General features: G+C 69.2%; 15 protein-coding genes, 1 pseudogene and 1 riboswitch. Of the genes and pseudogenes, 8 read left to right on the top strand and 8 right to left on the bottom strand.

Annotated elements, in window-relative coordinates:
* The 4 genes from AC5JJ2_RS04375 (at window position 1) to AC5JJ2_RS04360 (ending at window position 4194) form a co-directional block, all read left to right on the top strand.
* A complete protein-coding gene (locus AC5JJ2_RS04375; protein WP_495856738.1) occupies window positions 1-1686 on the top strand; it encodes a lipopolysaccharide kinase InaA family protein in 1686 nt (561 codons plus the stop codon).
* 70 nt (window positions 1687-1756) lie between these two features.
* Window positions 1757-2668, top strand: coding sequence for a hypothetical protein (locus tag AC5JJ2_RS04370; RefSeq protein ID WP_495856737.1), 912 nt, complete (start codon window positions 1757-1759; stop codon window positions 2666-2668).
* 151 nt (window positions 2669-2819) lie between these two features.
* Window positions 2820-3575 (top strand): phosphopantothenoylcysteine decarboxylase domain-containing protein, encoded by a 756-nt coding sequence (locus tag AC5JJ2_RS04365; RefSeq protein WP_495856736.1) that lies wholly within the window; start codon window positions 2820-2822, stop codon window positions 3573-3575.
* Window positions 3568-4194: a flavoprotein gene (locus AC5JJ2_RS04360; protein ID WP_495856735.1), complete on the top strand. Its 627-nt coding sequence runs from the start codon at window positions 3568-3570 to the stop codon at window positions 4192-4194. The genes AC5JJ2_RS04365 and AC5JJ2_RS04360 overlap by 8 nt, the downstream gene beginning before the upstream one ends.
* Here the strand turns inward: AC5JJ2_RS04360 and AC5JJ2_RS04355 are convergent.
* From AC5JJ2_RS04355 to AC5JJ2_RS04325, 7 genes and pseudogenes are all read right to left on the bottom strand, one after another.
* Window positions 4191-5384 carry a CCA tRNA nucleotidyltransferase gene (locus AC5JJ2_RS04355; RefSeq protein ID WP_495856734.1) on the bottom strand — a complete coding sequence of 398 codons (1194 nt, stop codon included), beginning with the start codon at window positions 5382-5384 and terminating at the stop codon, window positions 4191-4193. The genes AC5JJ2_RS04360 and AC5JJ2_RS04355 overlap by 4 nt on opposite strands.
* Window positions 5385-5499: 115 nt before the next feature.
* Window positions 5500-6360 (bottom strand): type II secretion system protein, encoded by an 861-nt coding sequence (locus AC5JJ2_RS04350; RefSeq protein ID WP_495856733.1) that lies wholly within the window; start codon window positions 6358-6360, stop codon window positions 5500-5502.
* A gap of 450 nt (window positions 6361-6810) precedes the next feature.
* Window positions 6811-7013: riboswitch (cobalamin riboswitch) on the bottom strand.
* A 158-nt stretch (window positions 7014-7171) separates the two neighbouring features.
* Window positions 7172-8107: pseudogene (locus tag AC5JJ2_RS04345) on the bottom strand (acyltransferase family protein); the annotation flags it as partial.
* A gap of 66 nt (window positions 8108-8173) precedes the next feature.
* Window positions 8174-9127 (bottom strand): ADP-glyceromanno-heptose 6-epimerase, encoded by a 954-nt coding sequence (rfaD, locus tag AC5JJ2_RS04340; RefSeq protein WP_495856732.1) that lies wholly within the window; start codon window positions 9125-9127, stop codon window positions 8174-8176.
* A gap of 9 nt (window positions 9128-9136) precedes the next feature.
* Window positions 9137-10786 carry an ArnT family glycosyltransferase gene (locus AC5JJ2_RS04335; protein ID WP_495856731.1) on the bottom strand — a complete coding sequence of 550 codons (1650 nt, stop codon included), beginning with the start codon at window positions 10784-10786 and terminating at the stop codon, window positions 9137-9139.
* 66 nt (window positions 10787-10852) lie between these two features.
* Window positions 10853-11416, bottom strand: coding sequence for a hypothetical protein (locus AC5JJ2_RS04330; RefSeq protein WP_495856730.1), 564 nt, complete (start codon window positions 11414-11416; stop codon window positions 10853-10855).
* A gap of 524 nt (window positions 11417-11940) precedes the next feature.
* Entirely contained in the window at window positions 11941-13788 is a 1848-nt protein-coding gene (locus AC5JJ2_RS04325; RefSeq protein WP_495856729.1) for a UbiD family decarboxylase, read from the bottom strand.
* 257 nt (window positions 13789-14045) lie between these two features.
* On the opposite strand from AC5JJ2_RS04325, the gene AC5JJ2_RS04320 reads away from it, so the two are divergent.
* The 4 genes from AC5JJ2_RS04320 (at window position 14046) to AC5JJ2_RS04305 (ending at window position 19052) form a co-directional block, all read left to right on the top strand.
* A complete protein-coding gene (locus AC5JJ2_RS04320; protein WP_495856728.1) occupies window positions 14046-17048 on the top strand; it encodes a PAS domain S-box protein in 3003 nt (1000 codons plus the stop codon).
* A 165-nt stretch (window positions 17049-17213) separates the two neighbouring features.
* Window positions 17214-17570, top strand: a complete 357-nt coding sequence (locus AC5JJ2_RS04315; RefSeq protein WP_495856727.1) for a hypothetical protein — start codon at window positions 17214-17216, stop codon at window positions 17568-17570.
* Window positions 17563-18060, top strand: coding sequence for a cyclic pyranopterin monophosphate synthase MoaC (gene moaC, locus AC5JJ2_RS04310; protein ID WP_495856726.1), 498 nt, complete (start codon window positions 17563-17565; stop codon window positions 18058-18060). Before AC5JJ2_RS04315 ends, moaC begins: the two co-directional genes overlap by 8 nt.
* 11 nt (window positions 18061-18071) lie before the next feature.
* Window positions 18072-19052 carry a polyprenyl synthetase family protein gene (locus AC5JJ2_RS04305; RefSeq protein WP_495856725.1) on the top strand — a complete coding sequence of 327 codons (981 nt, stop codon included), beginning with the start codon at window positions 18072-18074 and terminating at the stop codon, window positions 19050-19052.
* A 66-nt stretch (window positions 19053-19118) separates the two neighbouring features.
* Here the strand turns inward: AC5JJ2_RS04305 and AC5JJ2_RS04300 are convergent, their stop codons facing one another.
* Window positions 19119-20828, bottom strand: coding sequence for an SWIM zinc finger family protein (locus AC5JJ2_RS04300; protein ID WP_495856724.1), 1710 nt, complete (start codon window positions 20826-20828; stop codon window positions 19119-19121).
* Between the last annotated feature and the right edge of the window lie 90 nt (window positions 20829-20918).

Raw genomic sequence — 20918 nt, 5'->3', positions numbered from 1 at the left:
ATGCTGAGCGGCGTGCTACAAGTCGTCGGCCTGATTCACCGCCCCGCCCGCGGGGACGAGACGCCACGCGCCCACGCCGCCGGCGGGTTCCACTGGCAGGTTCTTCCCGCCGGCGACGAGTTGTTCCCCGACGGCCCCGACCTCTCCGCGTGGGTCCGCGACGGGGCCGCGATTGCGATCAAGACCGGGCCGCAGCGGACGGTCTACCGCGTCACGCTGCCGGACGGCGTGGTGATCGTGAAGCGGTGCCGGGTGAACGGGTTCCGGGCGTGGTGGCGGGAAGTCTTCCGCGGCTCGAAATCCCAACTCGAATTCGAGAACGCGCTCACGCTCCGACGGTACGGCCTCCAAACCATCGAGCCGTTGACGTGGGGGTCGCGGTACCGCAACTGGCCGTGCGAGAGCCTGTTCGTGTCGCGGGCCGAGACGGACGCCGTGCCGCTGCAAGAGTACCTCGAAGCGCACGCCGACCCGGTGCGGCGGACGATCGCGACGGAACTCGGCCGGCTGCTCGCGACGATGCACGACCTCGGCGTCGCGCACCCGGACCCGCACCCCGGCAACCTGCTCGTCTCGTTCGACGCCGGCTTCCCGCGGTTCACCCTCATCGACCTGCACGCGATCCGGTTCGGGGCCGCGCTGACGTGGCAGGAGAGCCTCGACAACCTCGTCCTGCTGAACCGCTGGTTCCAACTGCGGGTGTCGCGGACCGACCGGCTCGCGTTCTGGCGGGCCTACGTCGGCCACCGCACGCGGCTGCCGAGTTGTCCGAAGCAACTCGCGAACATGGCGGTAGAGGTGGAGCGCCGCACGGCCGAGTCGAACGCCCGGTTCTGGAACGGCCGACTCGACCGCTACCAAAAGAGCAACCGCCAGTTCCAGAAGCTGCGCGGCGGCTCCGTGACGGGCCATGCGGTTCGCGACCTCTCGTCCGAGTTCGTGAAGCGGCTCCTCGCCGACCCAGACGCGCCGTTCCGCGACCCAGCGTTCCAGGTGCTAAAGGACTCCCGCAGCTCCACGGTGATCGAGCTGCCGCTGCCGGACGGCACGACCGCGATCTACAAGCGGTTCCGCGTGAAGTCGCCTACGATCCTGCTCAAGAACTTGTTCCGCAGCAGCGCCGCGATGCGGTCGTGGACGTTCGGGCACAACCTGCTCGACCGCGGCCTGCCGACCGCGCGGCCGCTTGTCGTACTGCACCGCCACCGCCTCGGCTGCCCGGCCGAGGGTTACCTGCTGACGGAGAAGGTCCCCGCCGCGACCGACCTCACCGCCACCGTCGCCGCCCTTCGCCCCAACGACTACCGCGTAGTTCGCGGATGGGCCGATTCGCTCGGCCGCCTCGTTCGCAAAATGCACGAGAAGCAGGTCGCCCACCGCGACCTGAAAGCGCCCAACATCCTGATGAGCGGCCACCCCGCCGTGCCGGTGCTGATCGACCTCGTCGGCGTCGTGCCGGGGAAGCCGGTCGGCCGCGGCGATTGCGTAAAGAACCTCGCCCGGTTGAACGCGAGTTTCTTGAACCATCCCGCCGTGACGCGAACGGACAAGCTGCGCTTTCTGCGGGCGTACATGGCCTGGGGGTTGCACGGTTCGGCCGGGTGGAAGGAGTGGTGGCACGACGTCCGCCGGGAGACGTTGGCGAAGGTGGCGAAGAACCGGCGGAGCGGCCGGCCGCTGGCGTAAGGAAGGGGTGAAGTTCGCCAGCCGTCAGAACCGATACATCTTGGCTGCCAGGATTCAGGAGACGGCCGGCATGACGCCAACGCCCGAACAGCCCGCCGCCCAGCGGCGGAACGCGGCCGCCCTCCTCGCGGCGGCCGTCGGGTTCGGCATCGCCGTCTCCGGCTGCGAGTCGTTCCGGCAGAACGGCGCACTCCCGCCCGGCCCGCCGGACGCGGAGAAGGCCGCCGCCCAGGCGAAGCGGCCGGCGAAGCACTGGCTCCGCGTCGGCCAGTACGTCTTCTACTCGGACTCCCCGCTCGACCAGAACGACGCCCTCTTCCGCGAACTCGGCGAGTTGCCGGAACAGATTCAGACCGAACTCCACCTGCCGCCCGGCGACACGCTGATCCAGGTGTTCCTGTTCGACGCGCAGGACAAGTACGACGCCTTCCTGAAGGCCCGCTACCCGAAGTTCCCGAACCGCCGGGCCTACTTCGTCGCCGAACCCCGCACCGGGACCGCGGACGACCTGCTCGTCTTCACCTGGATGAGCGAGAACCTCCGCACCGACCTCCGGCACGAGCTGACACACGCGACGCTGCACAGCGTCCTGAAGGGCGTCCCGCTCTGGCTGGACGAGGGCCTCGCCGGGTTCTTCGAGCTGCCGCCGAACCACAACGGCGTGAACCCGTCGCACCTGGAAGTGCTCCGCCGCGGCCCGTTCCAGCCCGATCTGGCGCGGCTGGAAAAGCTGGGACAGGTGAACCAAATGGAGAAGCCGGAGTACCGCGAGGCGTGGGCGTGGGTCCATCTCATGCTCCGCGGCAGCCCGCCGGCCCGCGACGTGCTGTTGGAGTACGTGCAACAGTTGCGGACCACGTCGAACCCGGACCCACTGCTGCCGAAGCTCCGCGACGCGCTGCTCGACCCGAACCAGGCGCTGGCCGACCACCTCACGAAGGCCGACTTCCCGGCCGCGACCGTCCGCGGGCAACGGCCATAGTAGTAGGCACACTCCGTGTGCCGTCTCCTAAGTGCCGCGGAGACCTGCACGAACTTGCCGATACACCGAGGAGACGGCACACGGAGTGTGCCTACTACTTTGTCGCCGCGTACAATTCACATCAGCCTCTCGACCCGTGGTTCGCGTCCCGATGAACCTGCTCATCACCGCCGGCAGCCCGCGATCGCCCATCGACCGAGTGCGGGGCGTGAACACGATCTTCACGGGCCGCACCGGGGCGACCCTCGCCCGCATCGCGTGGGGCCGCGGGCACACGGTCACGTTCCTCACGTCCAACCCGGACCACCTGCCGGACATCCCCGCCGACGCCGGGCTGTCCGAGCGGCGGATGCAGCCGATCATCTACAGCAGCTTCGACGACCTCGCGGCCCTCGTGCAGCAGCAGATCAAGTCGAAGGAGGTCGGCGTCGTCGTCCACGCGGCCGGGGCGACGGACTACCTCGTGGCCGGGACGTTCGCGCCGGAACTCGGCACGTACTTCAACGCCCGGAACAAGGAGTGGGAGGCCCGCGGCAAGCCGAAACTGCACGAACAACCGGCCGACCGGATCAACCAGTCCGAGCCGGAGTTGTGGGTGCGGCTCGTCCGCGCCCCGCGACTGATCGACCGCCTCCGCGAGTGGGGGTACAAGGGGTTGCTCGTCCGGTTCACCGTCGAAGTCGCCCGCAGCGACGGCGAACTCCGCGGCGCGGCCGAGTTCGCCCGGAAGCAATCCGACGCCGACCTCATGGTCGCGAGCACGATGGAATCCCTTCAGCACTGGGCGCTCGTCGGCCCGGTGGACGGCCGGTACGAGAAGGTGTCGCGGCGGGAACTGCCGGACCGGTTGATGCTCGTCATCGAACACATGCGCCGCACGGGGCAAGGTAGCTGGCACGATGAGTAACGTCCTCCTCGGCGTCACCGGGTCGGTCGCGGCGGTGAAGACGCCGGAACTCGTCGCCGCGCTGACGGCCGCCGGGCACGCGGTCAAGGTCGTGGCGACCGACGCGGCGGCGTACTTCTTCGACCCGGCCGCGGTCGGCTGCCCGGTGGTGCGCGACGCCGACGAGTGGCCGGGCGAGCGATACGCCCGCGGGCACGCGGTTCAGCACATCGAGTTGCGGAAGTGGGCGGACGTGTTCGCGCTCGCGCCGCTGGACGCGAACACGCTGGCGAAGCTGGCCGTCGGCCTGTGCGACAACTGCCTGACGTGCGTGTGGCGGGCGTGGGACCCGGCGAAGCCGGTGGTGCTCGCCCCGGCGATGAACACGCTCATGTGGCAGCACCCGTTCACCCGCCGCCACCTGCGGTCGGTCGCGGCCGACTTCGGCGGCGGGCACATTCCCGGCCACTTCGACGAGGACCAACTCGTGCCAGTGATCAACGACCGGTGCAAGGGGCTGCGGGTGGTCCCGCCGGTGTCGAAGGCGCTGGCGTGCGGCGACGTGGGCGTGGGGGCGATGGCGGCGGTCGCGGACATCGTGGCGGCGGTCCCACCCGTCGAAGCGACGGGTGGGCTTTAGGGGTTCTTTGTTGACATGAAGGTTACCGCCTGGTCGCGCGTTTTCAGTTCGCCGTCGAGTTGCATCCGGCGAACCTCGTCCAGCATGGTCTTGAACTTCGGCCCCGGCTTCCAGCCCATCGCGACGAGGTCGTCCCCCGTCAGCAGCGGCGGCGGGTCGAGCACCTCCCGCGGCGTTTCGCGCAGGATCGTCTCGCAGAAGTCAGCGTCACCGACGAAACCTTGTGCCCGCAGCAGCGCGAGCAGGTCGAAGGTGCCGGCGTGCGTCAGCAGCGGGTGGCGCTGGCTCGGCTTTAACACCGCCGCGGTCCGCAAGCCCGCGTGATGCTCGACCAGCCACTCGATGCGGGCCTTCTCCTCGTTCGACAGCTTCAGCCGCTTCGCGACGTTGCCCGCCGCCTTCTTTCCCACGGGGAGAAGGAACGCCGCGAACGCGAGTTCAAAGCTCGCCTTGTCCGGCAGCGCGGCCAACAACGGCACGTCCGGCGATGTCACCTCCGGCAGGATCGGCGGCAGCAACTCGAACTCGCGGAGCAACTTCGCCCCGCGGGCGCGGTGCTTGTGAGCGAACAACTTTCGCAGCTCCTCTGCGATCCGCTCGGCGCTCACGACGCGGATTTGAGGGGCCATCCGCCGGGCCGCGTCCAACGTCGCCGGGTCGATGCTCAGTTCAAACCGCATCGCCATCCGCACGGCCCGTAGGACGCGGAGCTTGTCCTCCGTGAACCGCGCGACCGGGTCGCCGATCGCTCGCAGTACCTTCGCCGCAAGGTCGGCCTGCCCGCCGACGTAGTCGATGACCTGTCCCGCGACGGGGTCGAAGAAGATGCCGTTGATTGTGAAGTCCCGCCGCTGCGCGTCCTCTTCCGGCGAACTGAACGTCACCGTGTCCGGCCGTCGGCCGTCGGAGTAGTTGCCGTCGTTGCGGAACGTCGCGACTTGCACCTTCAGCCACTCGCCGTCGGCCCCGCGGGGGCCGAGGACCTCGATCACGCCGAACGCGGCCCCGACCTCGACGCATCGGCGGAACAGCTTCTTGACCTGCTCCGGCGTCGCGTCGGACGCCACGTCGTAATCCTGCGGCACGAGTCCGAGGAGTTCGTCGCGGACGCACCCGCCGGCCCACAGCGCGCGGAACCCGGCGGCTTGCAGCTTGCGAACGACATCAACGGCGAACTCGCGCTCGGTCATCCCGGCATTGTAAAGGGAAAGAACGGCCACAGATGAACACAGAGAACACGGATCAGAACCACATCATGATTTTTTGTCTTATCCGTGTTCTCTGTGTTCATCTGTGGCTGATTCTCTACTCACCCGAGTAGGGGATCGTGTTGTCGGCTAGGAAGCCTAGCTGGAACTTGTCGCGGGCGGCGTTCCACGTCGCCTGGTCGAACGGGGCGACGCTCGGCTTGTCTACCGGCGTGCGGGTTTCCGTGTGGCCGTCCACGAACGCCACGTTCGCGACCCGGCCCGCGTACCGGAAGTGCGCCGCCGTCAAGCCGAACGGCGTGATCGCGAATGTCTGCCCCGGTGCGGTGAACGCCGTCGGCGGGACGAGCAGGTGCGGCGACCCGAAGTACCCGCCGAACGGCTCCTCCAGCGTCCCGTTCGACTTCAGCAGCACCGTCTCCGTGAACATGAACGTGCTGGACGTGGCGAACCGCAGAATCTTCTGGTCCGCGACGTGCCGGTTGTACGCGTACCCGGCGGTCAGGCCGTTGTAGACCGGCGTGATCGGGTAGACCTCGAACTTCGGGCACTTCGTCACCTTCGTGTTGTTCTCGTAGTAGCTCGTGAGGATGCCGTTCTGCGGGTCGATGGTGAGCACGTTGAACGGCGAACTCGTGTTGCTGACGGTGCTGCCGAACCAGTACTTGCCGTTCGGCCAGAACACCTTGGTGTCGGTGTGCGGCGGGAGCTTCTGGAACGCCCCCTCGTAGTTCATGGCCGCGAGGACGAGCTGCCGGAGGTTGTTCTGCCCCTGAATCCGGGCGGCGGCCTCGCGGACCTTTTGCACGGCGGGGAGGAGCAACCCCATCAGGATCGCGATGATCGCGATGACGACGAGCAGCTCGATGAGGGTGAAGGCTTTCCTCTTGTTCCCTCCCCCCTTGGGGGGGAGGGCTAGGGAGGGGGGTGAGCTTCCCGCCGCGGACGCGATCCTCATATCGGGAGGGAGGTCTGGGGGGGGGGGGGGGGGCCCCGCCCCCCCCCCCCCCGCCCCGCCGGGCGGCCCCGGCCCCGCCGGGGGGTCGGCGGGGCGGGGGGGGGGGGGGGGTGGGCGGGGGGGGGGGGGGGGGGGGGGGGCCGGCGGGGGGGGGGGGGGGCGGGGGGGGGGGCCCCCCCCCCCCCCCCCCCCCCCGAGCTTCCCGCCGCGGACGCGATCCTCATATCGGGAGGGAGGTCTACCCCCCTCCCCAACCCTCCCCCCCGAGGGGGGAGGGAACAAGACTCGCGAGCCGAAGATTGCGTGGTGGGATGTGAAAGGTTGGAACGCACGGACTGGCCTTTCTGCCGGGACGGGCATGAGGCGGGGCGTCTACGGTCCGGCGGCGGCAGTCCGTCGGCACGCGCCGACGAGTTGGAAGTCCTGCGCGGCGGCCTGGAACCGAGGCCCCGAACGACGCCACGACAGGCAGGTCTTCTGGCTTACGGCTACGAGCGGGGTCGGGCGGCCTTCCCGCGGACTTCTCCGCAGTGGCAGGTGGCCCGGACCCCTCGCCGAATACAGCAGCGGCCCTGCGCCGGATTCACACCGGCTTCCCTTTTCATCCCGCGGGGCGAGCGCCCGTCGCGAGAACCTGTCGGGATGCTTGAGTGATAGGAACGGCCGGCGAATCCGCAAGTGCGGGATTCCCGCTTTCCCCGGCGGGACGCTTCGGCCGGTCCGACAGGAACGGTCGTTCCACGAGGTAGTGGAACGGCACGCTGACGGTGCAGACACCGACGACGACGAGCAGCGAGTTGACGACCGACCCGACCGGCGCGACGCGGGCGGCCCAGTCCATGCCGATCATCAACAACGGGACGTGAAGCAAGTAGACGGAATACGAAATTCTGCCGAGGAACGTGAACGGCCGTAGCGTGCGGGCGGCGGGGACGGCTTGTGTCAGCCAGACGACGAGCGCGAACCCGACGGCGAACAGGAACTCGGCCGCGACCATTCGCGGCCCGCCGTCGGGCAGCGTCGGGCCGGCGGAAAGGCCGACGCCCATCGCGACGGCCGCCAACGCCGCGACGATCACGCGGACGGCCGCCGGCGTTCCGGTCGGCGGGCCGTTTCGTTCCAACAGCGCGAACACGCCGACGCCGAGGGCGAAGAACGGCCAGTGCGGGAGGAACCACCCACCGACGTATGCCGTGGTGTCGAAGAGAAACGCGCCGGAGACGACCGTGAGCCCCGCCACCGCGGGATAGAACCACCGGCCGACCGCCGCGGCGAGGCCGACGACCGCGTAGAACTGCACCTCGATCGCCAGCGTCCAGAACGCGATGTTCACCGCCCCGAATTTCTCCCACGGCAGTTCGCCCGTCGGCCGGAATCCGTGAGTCAGAAGGCCGATGCCGAGCCAGTCGGTGGCCGTGAGTGCCCGCCAGTGGTCGGTGACGAACCGCGACCAGTGCGCCGGCCCGAACCCGTACACGGCTACGGCCACCAAGAGCGCGGCCCAGAACGGCGGGTAGATGCGGGCCGCGCGGCGGAGCAAGAATTTCAGGGGCGACTGTCGCGTTTGAATCGACCGCCGGGCCGCGGCCGTGAGGCAGTACCCGGAGATGACGAAGAACATCGGCGCGCCGTAGTAGCCCATCAGGACGAGGTGTGGCGCGGCGGGGCCGTCCGCCCCGGCGGACAGGTAGGCGAGGTGGTGGCCGAACACCCACAGGGCCGCGAGGCCGCGGAACGGGTCGAGCATCGGGTGGCGCATGGCGGCCGCGTCCGGAACGGGTGGGGCACGCCAAGTTTAGGTCACGGTTTCGGCTCAGGACGTGAATTCTTCCAGCCACCGCACATACTTCCGCACGCCGTCTTCCAAAGTTGTGGAAGGAACCTTGCAGCCGACGCTTTGCAGCTTTGACATCTCCGCCTGCGTGAAGTTTTGGTACTGCTTCGCGAGGTCGCCCGGCATGTCGATGAACGAGACGTTCGGCTCCCGGCCGAGGGCGACGAACACGGCCGTCGCGAGGTCGAAGAACGAGCGGGCGGTCCCGGTCCCGCTGTTGTAGACGCCGCCGGGGTGCGGGTTCTTCCACAACCAGAGCATGTGCTGGACGCAGTCCTCGACGAACACGAAGTCGCGGAGTTGGCCGCCGTCGGCGAACCGCGGGTCGGTCGAGCGGAACAGCTTCATCCCGCCGGTGGCGCGGATCTGCTTGTACGTCTGGAACGCGACGCTCGCCATCCGCCCCTTGTGCGACTCGCGGGGGCCGTAGACGTTGAAGAACTTCAGCCCGGCCCACCGCGGCGGCGTCCGCTTCTGTTGCAGTGCCCAAATGTCGAAGTCGTTCTTGCTCTTGCCGTAGAGGTTCAGCGGGGTCAACTCCGTCGGCGGCGTGCGGTCGTCGAACCCTTTAGCCCCGTCGCCGTAGGTCGCGGCGCTGGAGGCGTAGATGAACGGCCGCTCGTGCTTCACGCACCAGTCCCAGAGTCGCTGCGTGTACTCGAGGTTGTTCGCGCGGAGGTAGTCCCAGTTGGTTTCTGTCGTCGAACTACACGCGCCGAGGTGGAAGATGACTTCGGGCATCCACCGCTCGGCTTCCAGGTGTGCCAGGAACTCATCGCGATGACACGCCGGCCCCAACTTCAGCCCCGCCCAGTTCGACACATGGCAGGGTGGCGACGTGAGATCGACGAGCAACAACGCGTGCTCGGAATTCAGTCGATGAGCGAGGTTCGACCCGATGAACCCGGCTGCGCCGGTGATCGCAATTTCCATGGCGTGTCCTCACTGGTTCGTCACGACGAGCACGTCGCCGTTGCGGTAGAAGTCGAACCGGCGGGCGACGACGCGGGCGTTCACTTTCGCCGCGAGTTGCTCGTCCCACACCGTCGCGGGCACGAATAGGTACGCGGGCAGTGGCATCGCCAGGAACGTCGTCGCCGCGGCCGCGTCCGGCAGTCGCTCGACCTTGCGCTCCGCGTAGTACGTCACGCTTGGCTGGGTGTAGTCGAGGCTCGCGAGCCGAATCTCGCGGTCCGGCTGCCGCGTGCCGCTCTCCTTGACGAGCGACTTCGGGGCCTTGAACGCGTCCACCTCGCCGACCACGAACGCGGCCAACGAGCCGATGAACAGCACCGTCGCCACTGTCACGGTTCGCACGAAGTTCATCCGCTGGTCCTTCGCCAGGAACCACGCCATGCCGGCGGCCGCGACGAGGAGGATGCCGCCGAGCGGAGACCACGCCGTGAGGCCGGGCATGACCCGCTGGTTCTTCATGCTCAAGGCAATCGCCCCGCCACCGATGAGCAGGCCGACGACCACCACGACACCGACGACGGCCACGCCGGCGGTCGCGGCGGGCATCACCCACCGCGGCAGCGTGAGGTCGCCGGTCCGCCAGCGGACGAGGAACCGGGCCGTCAGGACCGCGACGGCCGGGTACAGCGGGGCGATGTAGTTCGGCAGTTTCGTCGCGGCGAACGAGAAGAACGCGAGGTACGCCCCGGCCCAACAGAGCAGGAACCGGTACGCCCGCGCGTCGGCCATCGGCACGCCGCCGGCGCTCGACGGCGTCCGCGGTGTGGCCCCCTTCACCGCGAACCAGACGGCCCCGCCGAGGAACGCGCACCACGGGGCGAAGAACGCGAACAGCGCGCCGAGGTAATAGACGATTGGCCCGCGGTGGCCCTCCATTGCGTTCAGGAACCGGCCGGCGTTCTCGTTCTTGAAGAACGCCAGGTACGCTCCGCGCGTCTCGGCGATGACGAGGCCGTACCACGGGGCCGCGACGAGCAGCCACAGCAGCACGCCGCGCACGAGCCGCCAGTCGAGGAACCGCTTCAACTCGCGGTTCCACAGGAAGTAGAGGAAGACAATCAGCCCCGGCATCGCGAGACCGACCGGCCCCTTCGTGAGCGTGGCGAGGCCGCTCGCGACGGCGGCCGTATAGAACCACGCCCGCCCGCCGTTTTCGTGGCCGACCCAGAAGAGGTAGAGCGTCAGCGTGATGAAGAAGATGAGCGGCGCGTCCGGCGTGGCCGCGTGCGACAGCTTGCAGAACTCGATGGCCGTCGCCAGGATGACGCCGCCGAGCAACCCCGTCTCCGCGTCGAACATGCGGCGGGCGAGTTCATACGCGAGCAGCACCGTGCCGAGGCCGAGCAGCACGGCCGGGAACCGGGCGGCCCACTCGTTGATTCCGAAAACGTTGAACGACGCCCGCTGGATCCAGTAGAGCATGACCGGCTTCGCGGTCCGCAGCTCGCCGTTGAACGTCGGCACGACCCACGTGCCGCTCTCCATCATCTCGCGGGTGCAGCCGGCGTTGACGCCCTCGTCCACGTCCCACAGCGACGGCCGGCCGAGGTTCGGCAGCGTGACGGCGGCCATGACGAGCGTGAGCAGCAAGTAGTGCGCAAGGCGGGTGTGCGACATCGACGGCCGACCTCCGGGCGGCAAGACGCGGAGGATAGACCATAGGCGGGAGCTTGACCAGCCGACTTAGTATTGGAAGCCGCAAGTCAGGCCGAGGACGGGGAGCGGGAAGGCCCCGTAGCCGGCCGTCCCGACGCCGAGGCCGGCCTTCAGCCCGAAGTGGCCGTGCAGCCCGTCGGTCCACTTCCGCCGCCACGTCAGGTCGGCGTCCGCGGTGACGGCGTAGATGCCGTTGATCCGCCCGAACAGGAACCCGCCGGAGCTGTGGATCGGGCTGTAGTAGAAGTCGAGGCCCGGCCGCACGTAGAACGTGTTCCGCTTGCCCTGGTACAGGCTGCCGTCGAGCCGCGCGCCGACGAATACGCTCGGCACGATTGTGTACAGCGCGAGGCCGCCCTCGACCCACAGGTCGCGGTCGCCGACGCGCCGCTGCGCCCGCAGGGCGATCGGCAGGCCGAAGACGATGTCCGTGTGCCAGTTGCCGCAGGCGTGGGGCTTGTCCGTCGGCAGCAAGCCGTCGGCGGCATACACCGGCGGTCCGACAGGCGGTTCGGGGGTGGGTTCCTGTCCGACCCCGGCGAGGGTCAGGACCAGGACGCCGAGCGCGGTCGCGGGCCAGCGAATCGTCATGGGCGACGCTCGTTCGGATGGGTGTCGGAACCGGCTATAGCCGGGAGTTGAGCCGGTGGGAAGGGGAGTCAGTGACGTTGCGACGTTGGAACGGTTGCCGAAAAACCTACCCGCCGCCTGCCGCATCGCCTGGTTGGGCGTCTGGACCCGCCTTCGCGGCCCGCCCCGCCGACCCGTGAGAGCCGCCGTCCAGGAAAACGTGAGTGGCTTGCCAGTAGTAACGGCAGCCCGTCCCGGCGTTGAGCGCGCTGAGTCGGACGACCTCTAAGCGGGCCTCCTCCGCGGTGGTTACGACCTCTTTGACCCGCACGTTCGACGGCCCAGGGGCGGGGACCATATCGCCCCCGAGCATGACCTCGTGACCGCTCGACGGGTGGTCGAGCGGCCCGTCGTCGATGCGGATGACCGCGAAGGCTTGAACATGATGCCGCTCGTTCCCCACCTGCTGGCCCTCCGTCGCAGAACGCGAACCTCACGAGAAGATGCCATGTTGGAGGTTTGGATTATTGCAAACCCGAACCCGTTCAGTCAATCACCCCGTAGAGCGGCCCGCCGCGCGCCGCCAGTTCGTTGACGCGGCGGGTCACCGCCGGGTCTTCCTCCAGCGGCGGGGCCATGTGCGGCTTCAGCCGCGCGTCGATGACGAGCGGGCCGCCGCAGCCGAAGTGTTTCTGCCGCACGAACCGCCGCACGCCGAGCACGTCGGCCGCCGGGTTCGACCGGGTGAACGTCACCCACAGGAAGTTATTCGGCGATTGCGTCACGAACGGAGCAGAATCGACAAGAACGATCAGGGGGAAGTCGGCGACCATTTCCGGCCGGTCGCCGAACCAATCGCAGAGTTCGACGAGCCGCGGCTCGTACTCCGCGTCCGTCCCGGTGTGCTTCGGGCCGCTGATCGCGAGGACGCCGGGCAGCGCGACGCCGGGTTCGCCGAACCCGGTGGGCAGGTCGAAATTCGCAGGAAGGCTCCTCCCCAGCGTGCGCCGCTTCGGCCCGGCGGCGGCGATCACCAGTTTCGACCCGGCGTTCAGCCCCATGCCGGCCGAGTAGTCGAGCGTGTCGATCGTCGTCCGCGTTTGAAAGTGCAAGTCCTCGGCCCAGTTCACTCGCTCCAACAGGTGGCGGAGGAACGCGGGGATGTCGTGAATGTCTAGCTCGGGTGCGTCTTCCTTCGCGACGATGAGCAGGTACTTCGCCAGCGAGAGCTGCCCCTGGCCGAGGATGGCGTTCGCGAGCGTGAGCAGCTCCTGCGGCTTGCGTTCCTTCGCGTAGGGGACGTACCGCTCGCTTCCAATCGCAAGCAGCAGCGGGTGGACGCCAGCGGCATCGACGGCGTGGACGGCGTGGACGCCGGGCAGCACGGATGGGATCGCGGGGCCGGTCAGCTCGTGGATGAACTCGCCGAAGCTCGTGTCCTCCTGCGGCGGCCGGCCGACGACCGTGAACGGCCAGATCGCGCCGGGCCGATGGTAGACGGTCTCGACCGTCATCACCGGGAAGTCGTGGGTCAGGCTGTAGTAGCCGAGGTGGTCGCCGAACGGGCCTTCCGGCTTCGTCCGCGTCGGGTCGATGAACCCGGAGATCACGAAGTCGGCCTCCGCCGGCATCGGCAGGCCGTTCGCCGCCGGGACGAGGTCCACCCGGCGGCCGCCGAGGACGCCGGCGAACGCGAGTTCCGGCAGCCCCTCCGGCAGCGGCATCACGGCCGACACCGGCAGCGCCGGCGGCCCGCCGACGATCACGTTCACCCGCAGCTTCTCGCCGCGCCGCACGGCTGCCGCGTGATGGGACCCGATCCCCCGGTGGATTTGGTAGTGCAGCCCGCACTCGGTCGGCAGATACTCGTTGCCGCCGAGTTGAACGCGGTACATGCCGACGTTCGACTTCGCCCAACCGGGACGATCCGGATGTTCGGTGTAGACCGCCGGCAGCGTCACGAACGCGCCGCCGTCCTGCGGCCAGCACTTGATCTGCGGGAGGTTCGCGAGGCTCGTCGTGTGCCGCAGGATCGGCCCGGTCCGCCGGAACCGCGGCCGCATCCGCGCGAGTAAGAGCGGTACGTTCCAGTAGTGCCACGGCCGTTTGCGGGCGCGGTCGGGGTCGGATTTCAGTTCGACGAGTTTGCGGACATCTGGAATTTCGCGGCGGAAGAGAAAACGGGTGCGTTCGAGTGTTCCGAACAGGTTCGCGACGGCCGGGAAAGGGGTTCCCTTCAACCGCGAGAGTAAGATGGCCGGGCCGCGTTTCGCGTAGACCCGCCGCTGAATTTCGGCTGCCTCCAGGTTCGGATCGACCTCGTGATCGACGCGGACGAGCTGCCCCGTGCGGGCGAGGTCGGCGACGGTTTCCGCGAGCGTCCGGTAGCCCATGTGACCTGGTTTTTTTGGGAATCCGGCGAGTGTTCTTGTCGGTAGTACCGCTGAAGGGAATGGCGGACAACGAGAACTTCTGTGCGATCCGAACAGAACGTTCTGGTGCGGGAAAAAACTTTTGTCCACGCCCGCGACGACGGAACTTCGATGCCGATTGCATTCTATGGTTGAGCCGAGGTCGGTAATCGTCACGCCCGGCGGTGAACCCCCTCGCCCAGCCCGACCACGGACGGACGCGACCGCCGCGCTAGTCAATGTCTTTTAATCGGTCCAACCTGACTCGTTCGCTCGCCGAGTTCACGGCCCTAGCCGCCGCTGCGCTGGCCCTCCCGCTGATCCAGTCCCAGTTCCCGATTACCCTCGGCCCGGCGTGGCTACTCGCGGGGGCGCTCGGCCTGCCGCTCGTGGCCGGGCTGCTGCTCGGCTTCCTCGGGGTGGGGGCCGTGGCCGCCGGATCGCTCGCGGCGTGGGTGGCGCTCGGCGGGTCGGCCGAGGCCGGCGTCGGCGGGCTGACCGCCGTGCTCGAAACCGCCGTCGTCGCGTGGGGCTGCCGCCACGGGCTGCCGTTCTCGCCGCTCCTGGACAACCCGCGGCACGTGCTCAGCTTCGTGATCGTGGCGGCGCTGGCGGCCGCCGTCCGCGGCGTCGCCGCCGCCCTCACCGCGACGCTGCTGGGGCAGGCCCCGCTGCACGCCGCGGTCGGCGCGGCGGCGCTCGAGTGGATGACCGGCCTGCTCATGGCCCCGGCCGCCGTCGTGTGGCTCCGCGGGGCATGGCTCGACGCCCGCGACCGCCACCGGGTCGGCGAGGCGCTGGTGTTGGCCGTCGTCGTCGGCGGGCTGACGTGGGCGTGGTTCGGCGGCGCGAACCCGCACCCGCTGAACCTGCCCATGCCGATGCTCGCCGTCATCCTCGGGTTCGGGAACTGGATCGCGTTCCGGTTCTACGTCCGCGGCATGGCCAGCTTCTTCATCGTGATCGGCGGCATCTTCACCCTCGGGGCGGCCGCCCGCGGGACGTTCGCGCCGGTCGTCCCGCTCACCGCCGGCCCGCTCGAGCAACACCTCTGGCTGGCCGGGCTGAGCGTCGTCCTCGTGTTCCACCTCGTGATCGCGGCCGTGGCGAAGGACTACGCCGTCCGCGAGCGGGAGCGGGAGGCGCTGATGGTGTCCGCCCAGAAGCACGCCGAGCGGCTGAGCGACGTGAACTCCCGGCTGTCGCTGCAATCGCTCGAAATCGCGGACCAGGCGGACGAACTCGGCCGGCAGCGGGACGAGTTCGAGCGGCTCGCCCGCGAGTTGACGGACAAGCAAATCCGACTGCACCTCTTGGAGTCGGCCGTCGTTCACGCCCGCGACGCGGTCATCGTGCTGGAGGGCACGCAACACCCGACCCGCGGCCGCGGCGTGCTGTACGTGAACAGCGCGTTCACCCAGATGACCGGGTACGCGGCGGCGGAAGTCCTCGGCCGGTCGTTGCACTTCCTCCGCGGGGAGAAGACGGACGCGGCCACGCTCGACCATCTCCGCGTCGCCCTCGACACCCGCCAGCCGTTCAACTGCGAACTCCTCAACTACCGGCGGGACGGCGTCGGCATCTGGGTCAGCATCAGCATCGTGCCGGTGGTGAACGTCGAGAAGGAATGCACGCACTTCGTGATGATCCAGCGGGACATCACGGACCGGAAGAAGGCCGAGGAAGCCCTACAGGCGAGCGAGGCGAAGTTCCGGGAGATCTTCGAGGTCGCGCCGGCCGGCGTGTCGCTGACGGACGCGGAGGGGCGGTTCTCGTCGTGCAACCCGGCGTTCGCCGCGCTGCTCGGGCGGTCGATGGACGAGATCATCGGGCACAAGCCGGGCGAGTTCACCCACCCGGAGGACACGGCCGCCCAGGACGACTTCACCGCGGCCGTGCTGGACGGCCGGTTGGAGACGTACCAGTTCCGCAAGCGGTACATCCGGCCGGACGGGTCGATCACCTGGACGGAGTTGTCGTTCGCCGCCGTCCGGGGGCCGAACGGCGAGTACCAGGCCGGCCTCGGCGTGTCCGTGGACGTGAGTACCCGGATGACGCTGGAGGAGCAACTCCGGCAGGCCCAGAAGATGGAGGCGCTCGGCCAGCTCGCCGGCGGCGTGGCCCACGACTTCAACAACCTGCTCACGGCCGTCCTCGGCAACCTCGGGCTCGTCCAGTTGCCGGACGACCACGCGGCGAAGCCGCTCTTGCGGACGGTCGAACTCGCGGCCAGCCGGGCCGCCGACCTGACCCGCAAGCTGCTCGGGTACGCCCGCCGGAACCAGCTGATGATCTCGTCCGTCACGCCGGCGGCGATGATCGGCGAGGTGGTGGACATCCTGCGGCGGACGATCGACCCGCGGATCGAAATCCGCACCGACGTGCGGACCGACGAGCCGGTCGCGGTGGACGCCACGCTCGTCAACCAGGCGCTGTTCAACCTGTGTCTGAACGCCCGCGACGTGATGCCGCACGGCGGGCAACTGACGCTCGCGGCCGACCACGTCGCCGTCACCGACGAGCAGTCGGCCCGCCACGCCGGGGCCGGGGCCGGGACGTACCTGCGGCTGTCCGTCAGCGACACCGGGTCCGGCATGGACGAGACGGTGAAGGAGCGGATCTTTGAACCCTTCTTCACGACGAAGGGCGTCGGCCGCGGGACCGGGCTGGGGCTGCCGATGGTCCACGGCATCCTGAAGCAGCACGGCGGGTGGGTGACGTGCGAGACGCAACTGGGGGCCGGCAGCCGGTTCGACCTGTACCTGCCGCTCGTGCAACGGTGCCCGGCCCCGCCGCAGCCGCGGTTCGGGCTGTCGCCGACGTGCGACGTGAGTACGCCGCCGCCGGAGCAGGCGGCCGCCGCGACAATCCTGCTCGTGGACGACGAGGAGATGATCCGCGTCCTCGGGCGGACGATCCTGGAGTCGAACGGCTACCGCGTCCTGGAGGCGACCGACGGCGTCGAGGCCGTCGAAGTGTTTACCCAGGAGCGGGAGGCGATCGACCTCGTCATCCTGGACGTGACCATGCCGCGGCTGTCCGGCCGGGACGCCTTCGAGCAGATCATCACGCAAGAGCCGACCGCCCGCGTCCTGTTGTCCAGCGGGTACTCGACGGAAGACCTGTCCGAGGTCGAGGGCACGCTGGGCCTCCTGACGAAGCCGTACCGCCCGAAGGACTTGCTCGGGGCGACGTACCGGGCGCTGCGGAACATGCCGATTTCGGTCAAGACGCCGGATTGACGGGTTCTCCCGCCTGTGCCGGAGTCCCCGACACTGCTCCCGGAATCATTCGGACCATCATCTTCCCGTCCGACGGCACGGTTGGTACCGTAGCCTGTGATCGATACGACCGGACACCGGATGCCCGGCCGCGATTCTCGCACTCCTCCCCCGGAGGCTTCACGGATGTCGTCAGACACGCGGGACACGCTCTCGGACCTAGCCAGCCCCGTCGAACAGCTGCGGGACCTGCTCGTGCAGGTCCGTGCCACCGTCGAGGGGTTGGTGTTCACCCCCAGCCCGTCCTCGCCCGACTCCGTCGCCCGCCTCTTGTCCGCCGTCCCGCTCGCCGTATGCGAGAAGCTCAGCGCGGCCTGGGCCGTCGTCCGCGACGAGTTCCCCGCCGAGGACCGGTCCACGTGGTTCACGGCCGAGGACCGGCTGCTACTCGACATGATCCTCGCCATGTACGACGACCGCCGGAACTACGTCGTCCACCAGCACCGCGTCACCGCCGACGTGGCCGAGGCCGCCCGTGGCTGACGACCGGCTGACGCACTTCGACCCGGCCGGCGCGGCCCGGATGGTGGACGTGGCCGCGAAGCCGGAAACCGAGCGGGTCGCGGTCGCGTCCGGCCTGGTCCGGATGGCCCCCGAGACCCGCGCGCGAATCCAGGACGGTACGGCCTCCAAGAAGGGGGACGTACTGGCCGTCGCCCGCATCGCCGGCATCATGGCCGCGAAGAAAGCCAGCGAGCTAATCCCCCTTTGCCACCCGCTCCCGATCACCTCCGTGGCGGTCGAATTTTCCTTCCCGGCCGACCCGGACCTGGTGGCGATCGAGGCCACGGTCCGGGTTTTCGGCCGAACCGGTGTTGAAATGGAGGCCCTGACTGCGGTTACAGGGGCAGCCCTGACGATCTACGACATGTGCAAGGCCGTGGATCGCGGGATGACCATCGAGCGGGTCCGGTTGGAGGCGAAGTCGGGCGGACGGTCCGGCGACTTCCGACGGGACGCGGCTCGACCGTAGCGGGGTTCCCCATGACGACCGCACTCGCCGGCAAGCCGACGGCCCGGCCGCCCGTTCCGTTCGCCCCGATCCTGGCCGACCTGGCCGCGGCCGAGGACATCTTCACGGCCACGCTGGCCGCGTACCGCACGCCGTTCGCGTCGCTGATCGAGCACCTGAAGCACTACCGCGGCAAGCGGCTCCGCCCGGCGCTCATGCTGTTGACGGCGAAGGCGTGCGGCGGCGTGTCGCCGAACCACCACACGCTGGCCGCGGCCGTCGAGATGATCCACACGGCGACGCTCGTTCACGACGACGTGCTGGACGAGGCCGAGGTCCGCCGCCACGTGAAGACGGTGAACGCCGAGTGGGGGAACAAGATCAGCATCCTGCTCGGCGACATGCTGTTCACGCACGCCTTCCACCTGACGAGCCGGGTGGACCGCCGGGCGTGCGAGCTGATCGGCGAGGCGACGAACCGCGTCTGCGCCGGCGAGCTGCGGCAGGTCACGGAGAAGGGCAACCTGCACCTGTCGGAGGCCGACTACTTCGCGATCATCGACGGCAAGACGGCGGCACTGACGGAGGCGTGCGGCCGGCTGGGGGCGATCCACGCCGGCGCGTCCGAGTACGTGGCGGACAAGCTCGCGGCGTTCGGCCGTTGCCTGGGCGTGGCGTTCCAGATCGCGGACGACCTGCTCGACCTGACCGGCCAAGAGGCGAAGGCCGGCAAGACGCTCGGCACGGACATCGAGCAGCAGAAGCTGACGCTGCCGCTGATCCACTGCCTGTCGAAGCTGCCGGCCGCGGCCGCGGACGACCTGCGGGCGACGATCCGCGGGAACGGCGACGTTCGCCCGGCGCTGGAGAAGACGGGGTCGATCGAGTACGCCCGGAAGGTGGCCGACGACCACGCGAGACGGGCGCGGGCGGAGTTAGAATGCCTGCCGACGGGCGAGTGCCGGACGATCCTGGAGAAGCTGACCGAGTGGTCCACACGGCGGGAGAAGTAGATACATAGCCGCCGGCTTGCCGGCGGGGTTCTTGCGACACCCAAAACCCCGCCGGCAAGCCGGCGGCTATTTCAACCGCGCCTTCCGCATCTCGTCGGTCAACGCCCTCAGCGACTTGTTCCTCTCGGTCAAATCGAGCATCGACTGCCGGAACGCCGCGGCCTCGCCGAGTTTCTCGCGGAGCGCCGCCTCGCGGCCGAACGACCGGCACGCTTCCTGGTACGCCGCGCGGTTCCGCTCCGCGATCCGGCTGACGCCCGCCCGGTGGTATCGGGCGGCGGCCTCGGCCGGGAACTCCTTTTCCGCCGCCCGCGCCACGTCCAACACGACCCGCTCGGCCCGCGGCTGCGCGACGTAATCCAGCGCCTTGCGGACCTCGCCGTCGCCGAGCCAGATCGGGACGAACAGGTAGTCCCGCTTCTCCTTCACCAGCCACGCCAACAGCTGCTCCCGCTTCTGCGGCCACGCCTCGCGCGGCGTTTGCGATTCCACGTCGCGGAACCCCTCGACCGTCGGCGACAGGCGGAACTCTGTCTCGGCCAGTCGAAGCGTTTCGACCGCGTCCCGCCGCGCCGCGGCCCGGTCCCGCAGCCACCGGACGGACGATAAGTCCTTCGCCCAGTCCCGTTGGCTCCTGACCAGCCGGTCGGTGGCGTCGCCGTGGCCGGCCGCGACGAGCGCGTCGCAGAGGGGGAAGAATTCGTGCGACCCGTGCCGCGACTCGACGAACGCCACCGCATCCTTCGCGCGGCGCAGTTTCAACAAGCGGGCCAGGTACTCCGCGCTCATCCCCGCGTCGTGGCAGACGGCGAGGTACGTCTCATCGTCGCTCGCGTCCGCGTCGATGCGGAGGAGCAGCACCCCGAGCCGCCGGTTGCGGTAGTCCGCGAACGCCGCGCGGCCGTTCGCCCGGATCAGTTGCCGCGTCCACCCGGCGAGGGTCCGGCGTTCCGTCGATGAGATCGCGGGCAAGATGTGGTCGAGCAGTTCGTCTCCGGCCGACAGCACGAACAGGCCGAGGATCGACTTCAGCGTCGCCTCGCGGCGGGCCGCGTCCTTCTTCGGCCCGGCCGCCAGCGTCCGGATCAGTCCGCCGCACACCCGGTCCACGACGGCGAAGCCGTACCCGTCGAGCGCCTCCGCGGCGTCCTCCGTCATCGCCCCGGCCACGCCCTCGAACACGGCCCGCGCCTGTTCGGCGTCGCCGGCCTGCTCGAACTGTTCGCCGAGTTCAGCGAGCGCGTCCAGCCCGTCAACGAATGGCTCGTGCCCGAACTCGGCATACGGGTCGATCTCACGGAACAACTGGAGGGCGCGGCGGCGGTAGACCTTCGGGTCGGCCGGCTGCTTCCGCTTCCCGCCGGGCACGGGCTGCGACAGCAGGCTTTCCAGGTCCGGCGACTGCTTCACCATGATCTTGATGAGGGCGACCAGCTCTGCCTTCTCGCGCTTGTTCAACTCAGTGTCGAGGGGTTCGATTTCCGCGAACCCGTCCGGCTCGCTCAGGAAGTGGGCGAGCACCGCGCCGACGTGCTTGCACCGCCCGCCCTCGCCGACGGGGCAGGAGCAATCGGCCGCGGCGACGGCGTCCTTACGGATCGTGATCTCGACGCGGTACGGCCGGTCGGACGTCCCCTGGACGTGGGCCTTGAGGCGGTCGCCCTGCACGAGCATCCGCGACACGTCGCCGCGGTCCGCGTACTCCTCGCCGCGCCCGAACTCGCGCGACCCGATCCAGTCGAGGGCGGCCTTGCGGGTGAGGTGAAGCCGGGCCACGGCGGCCCTCCGCGATGGTTGGCGGTCAAGCGGTGACAGCGACGGCGTCTTTATATAGCCGCCGGCTTGCCGGCGGGGTTTTGCGATCCC

Source organism: Limnoglobus sp. (assembly GCF_059499385.1).
This window is presented reverse-complemented; position numbering and strand designations above follow the sequence as displayed.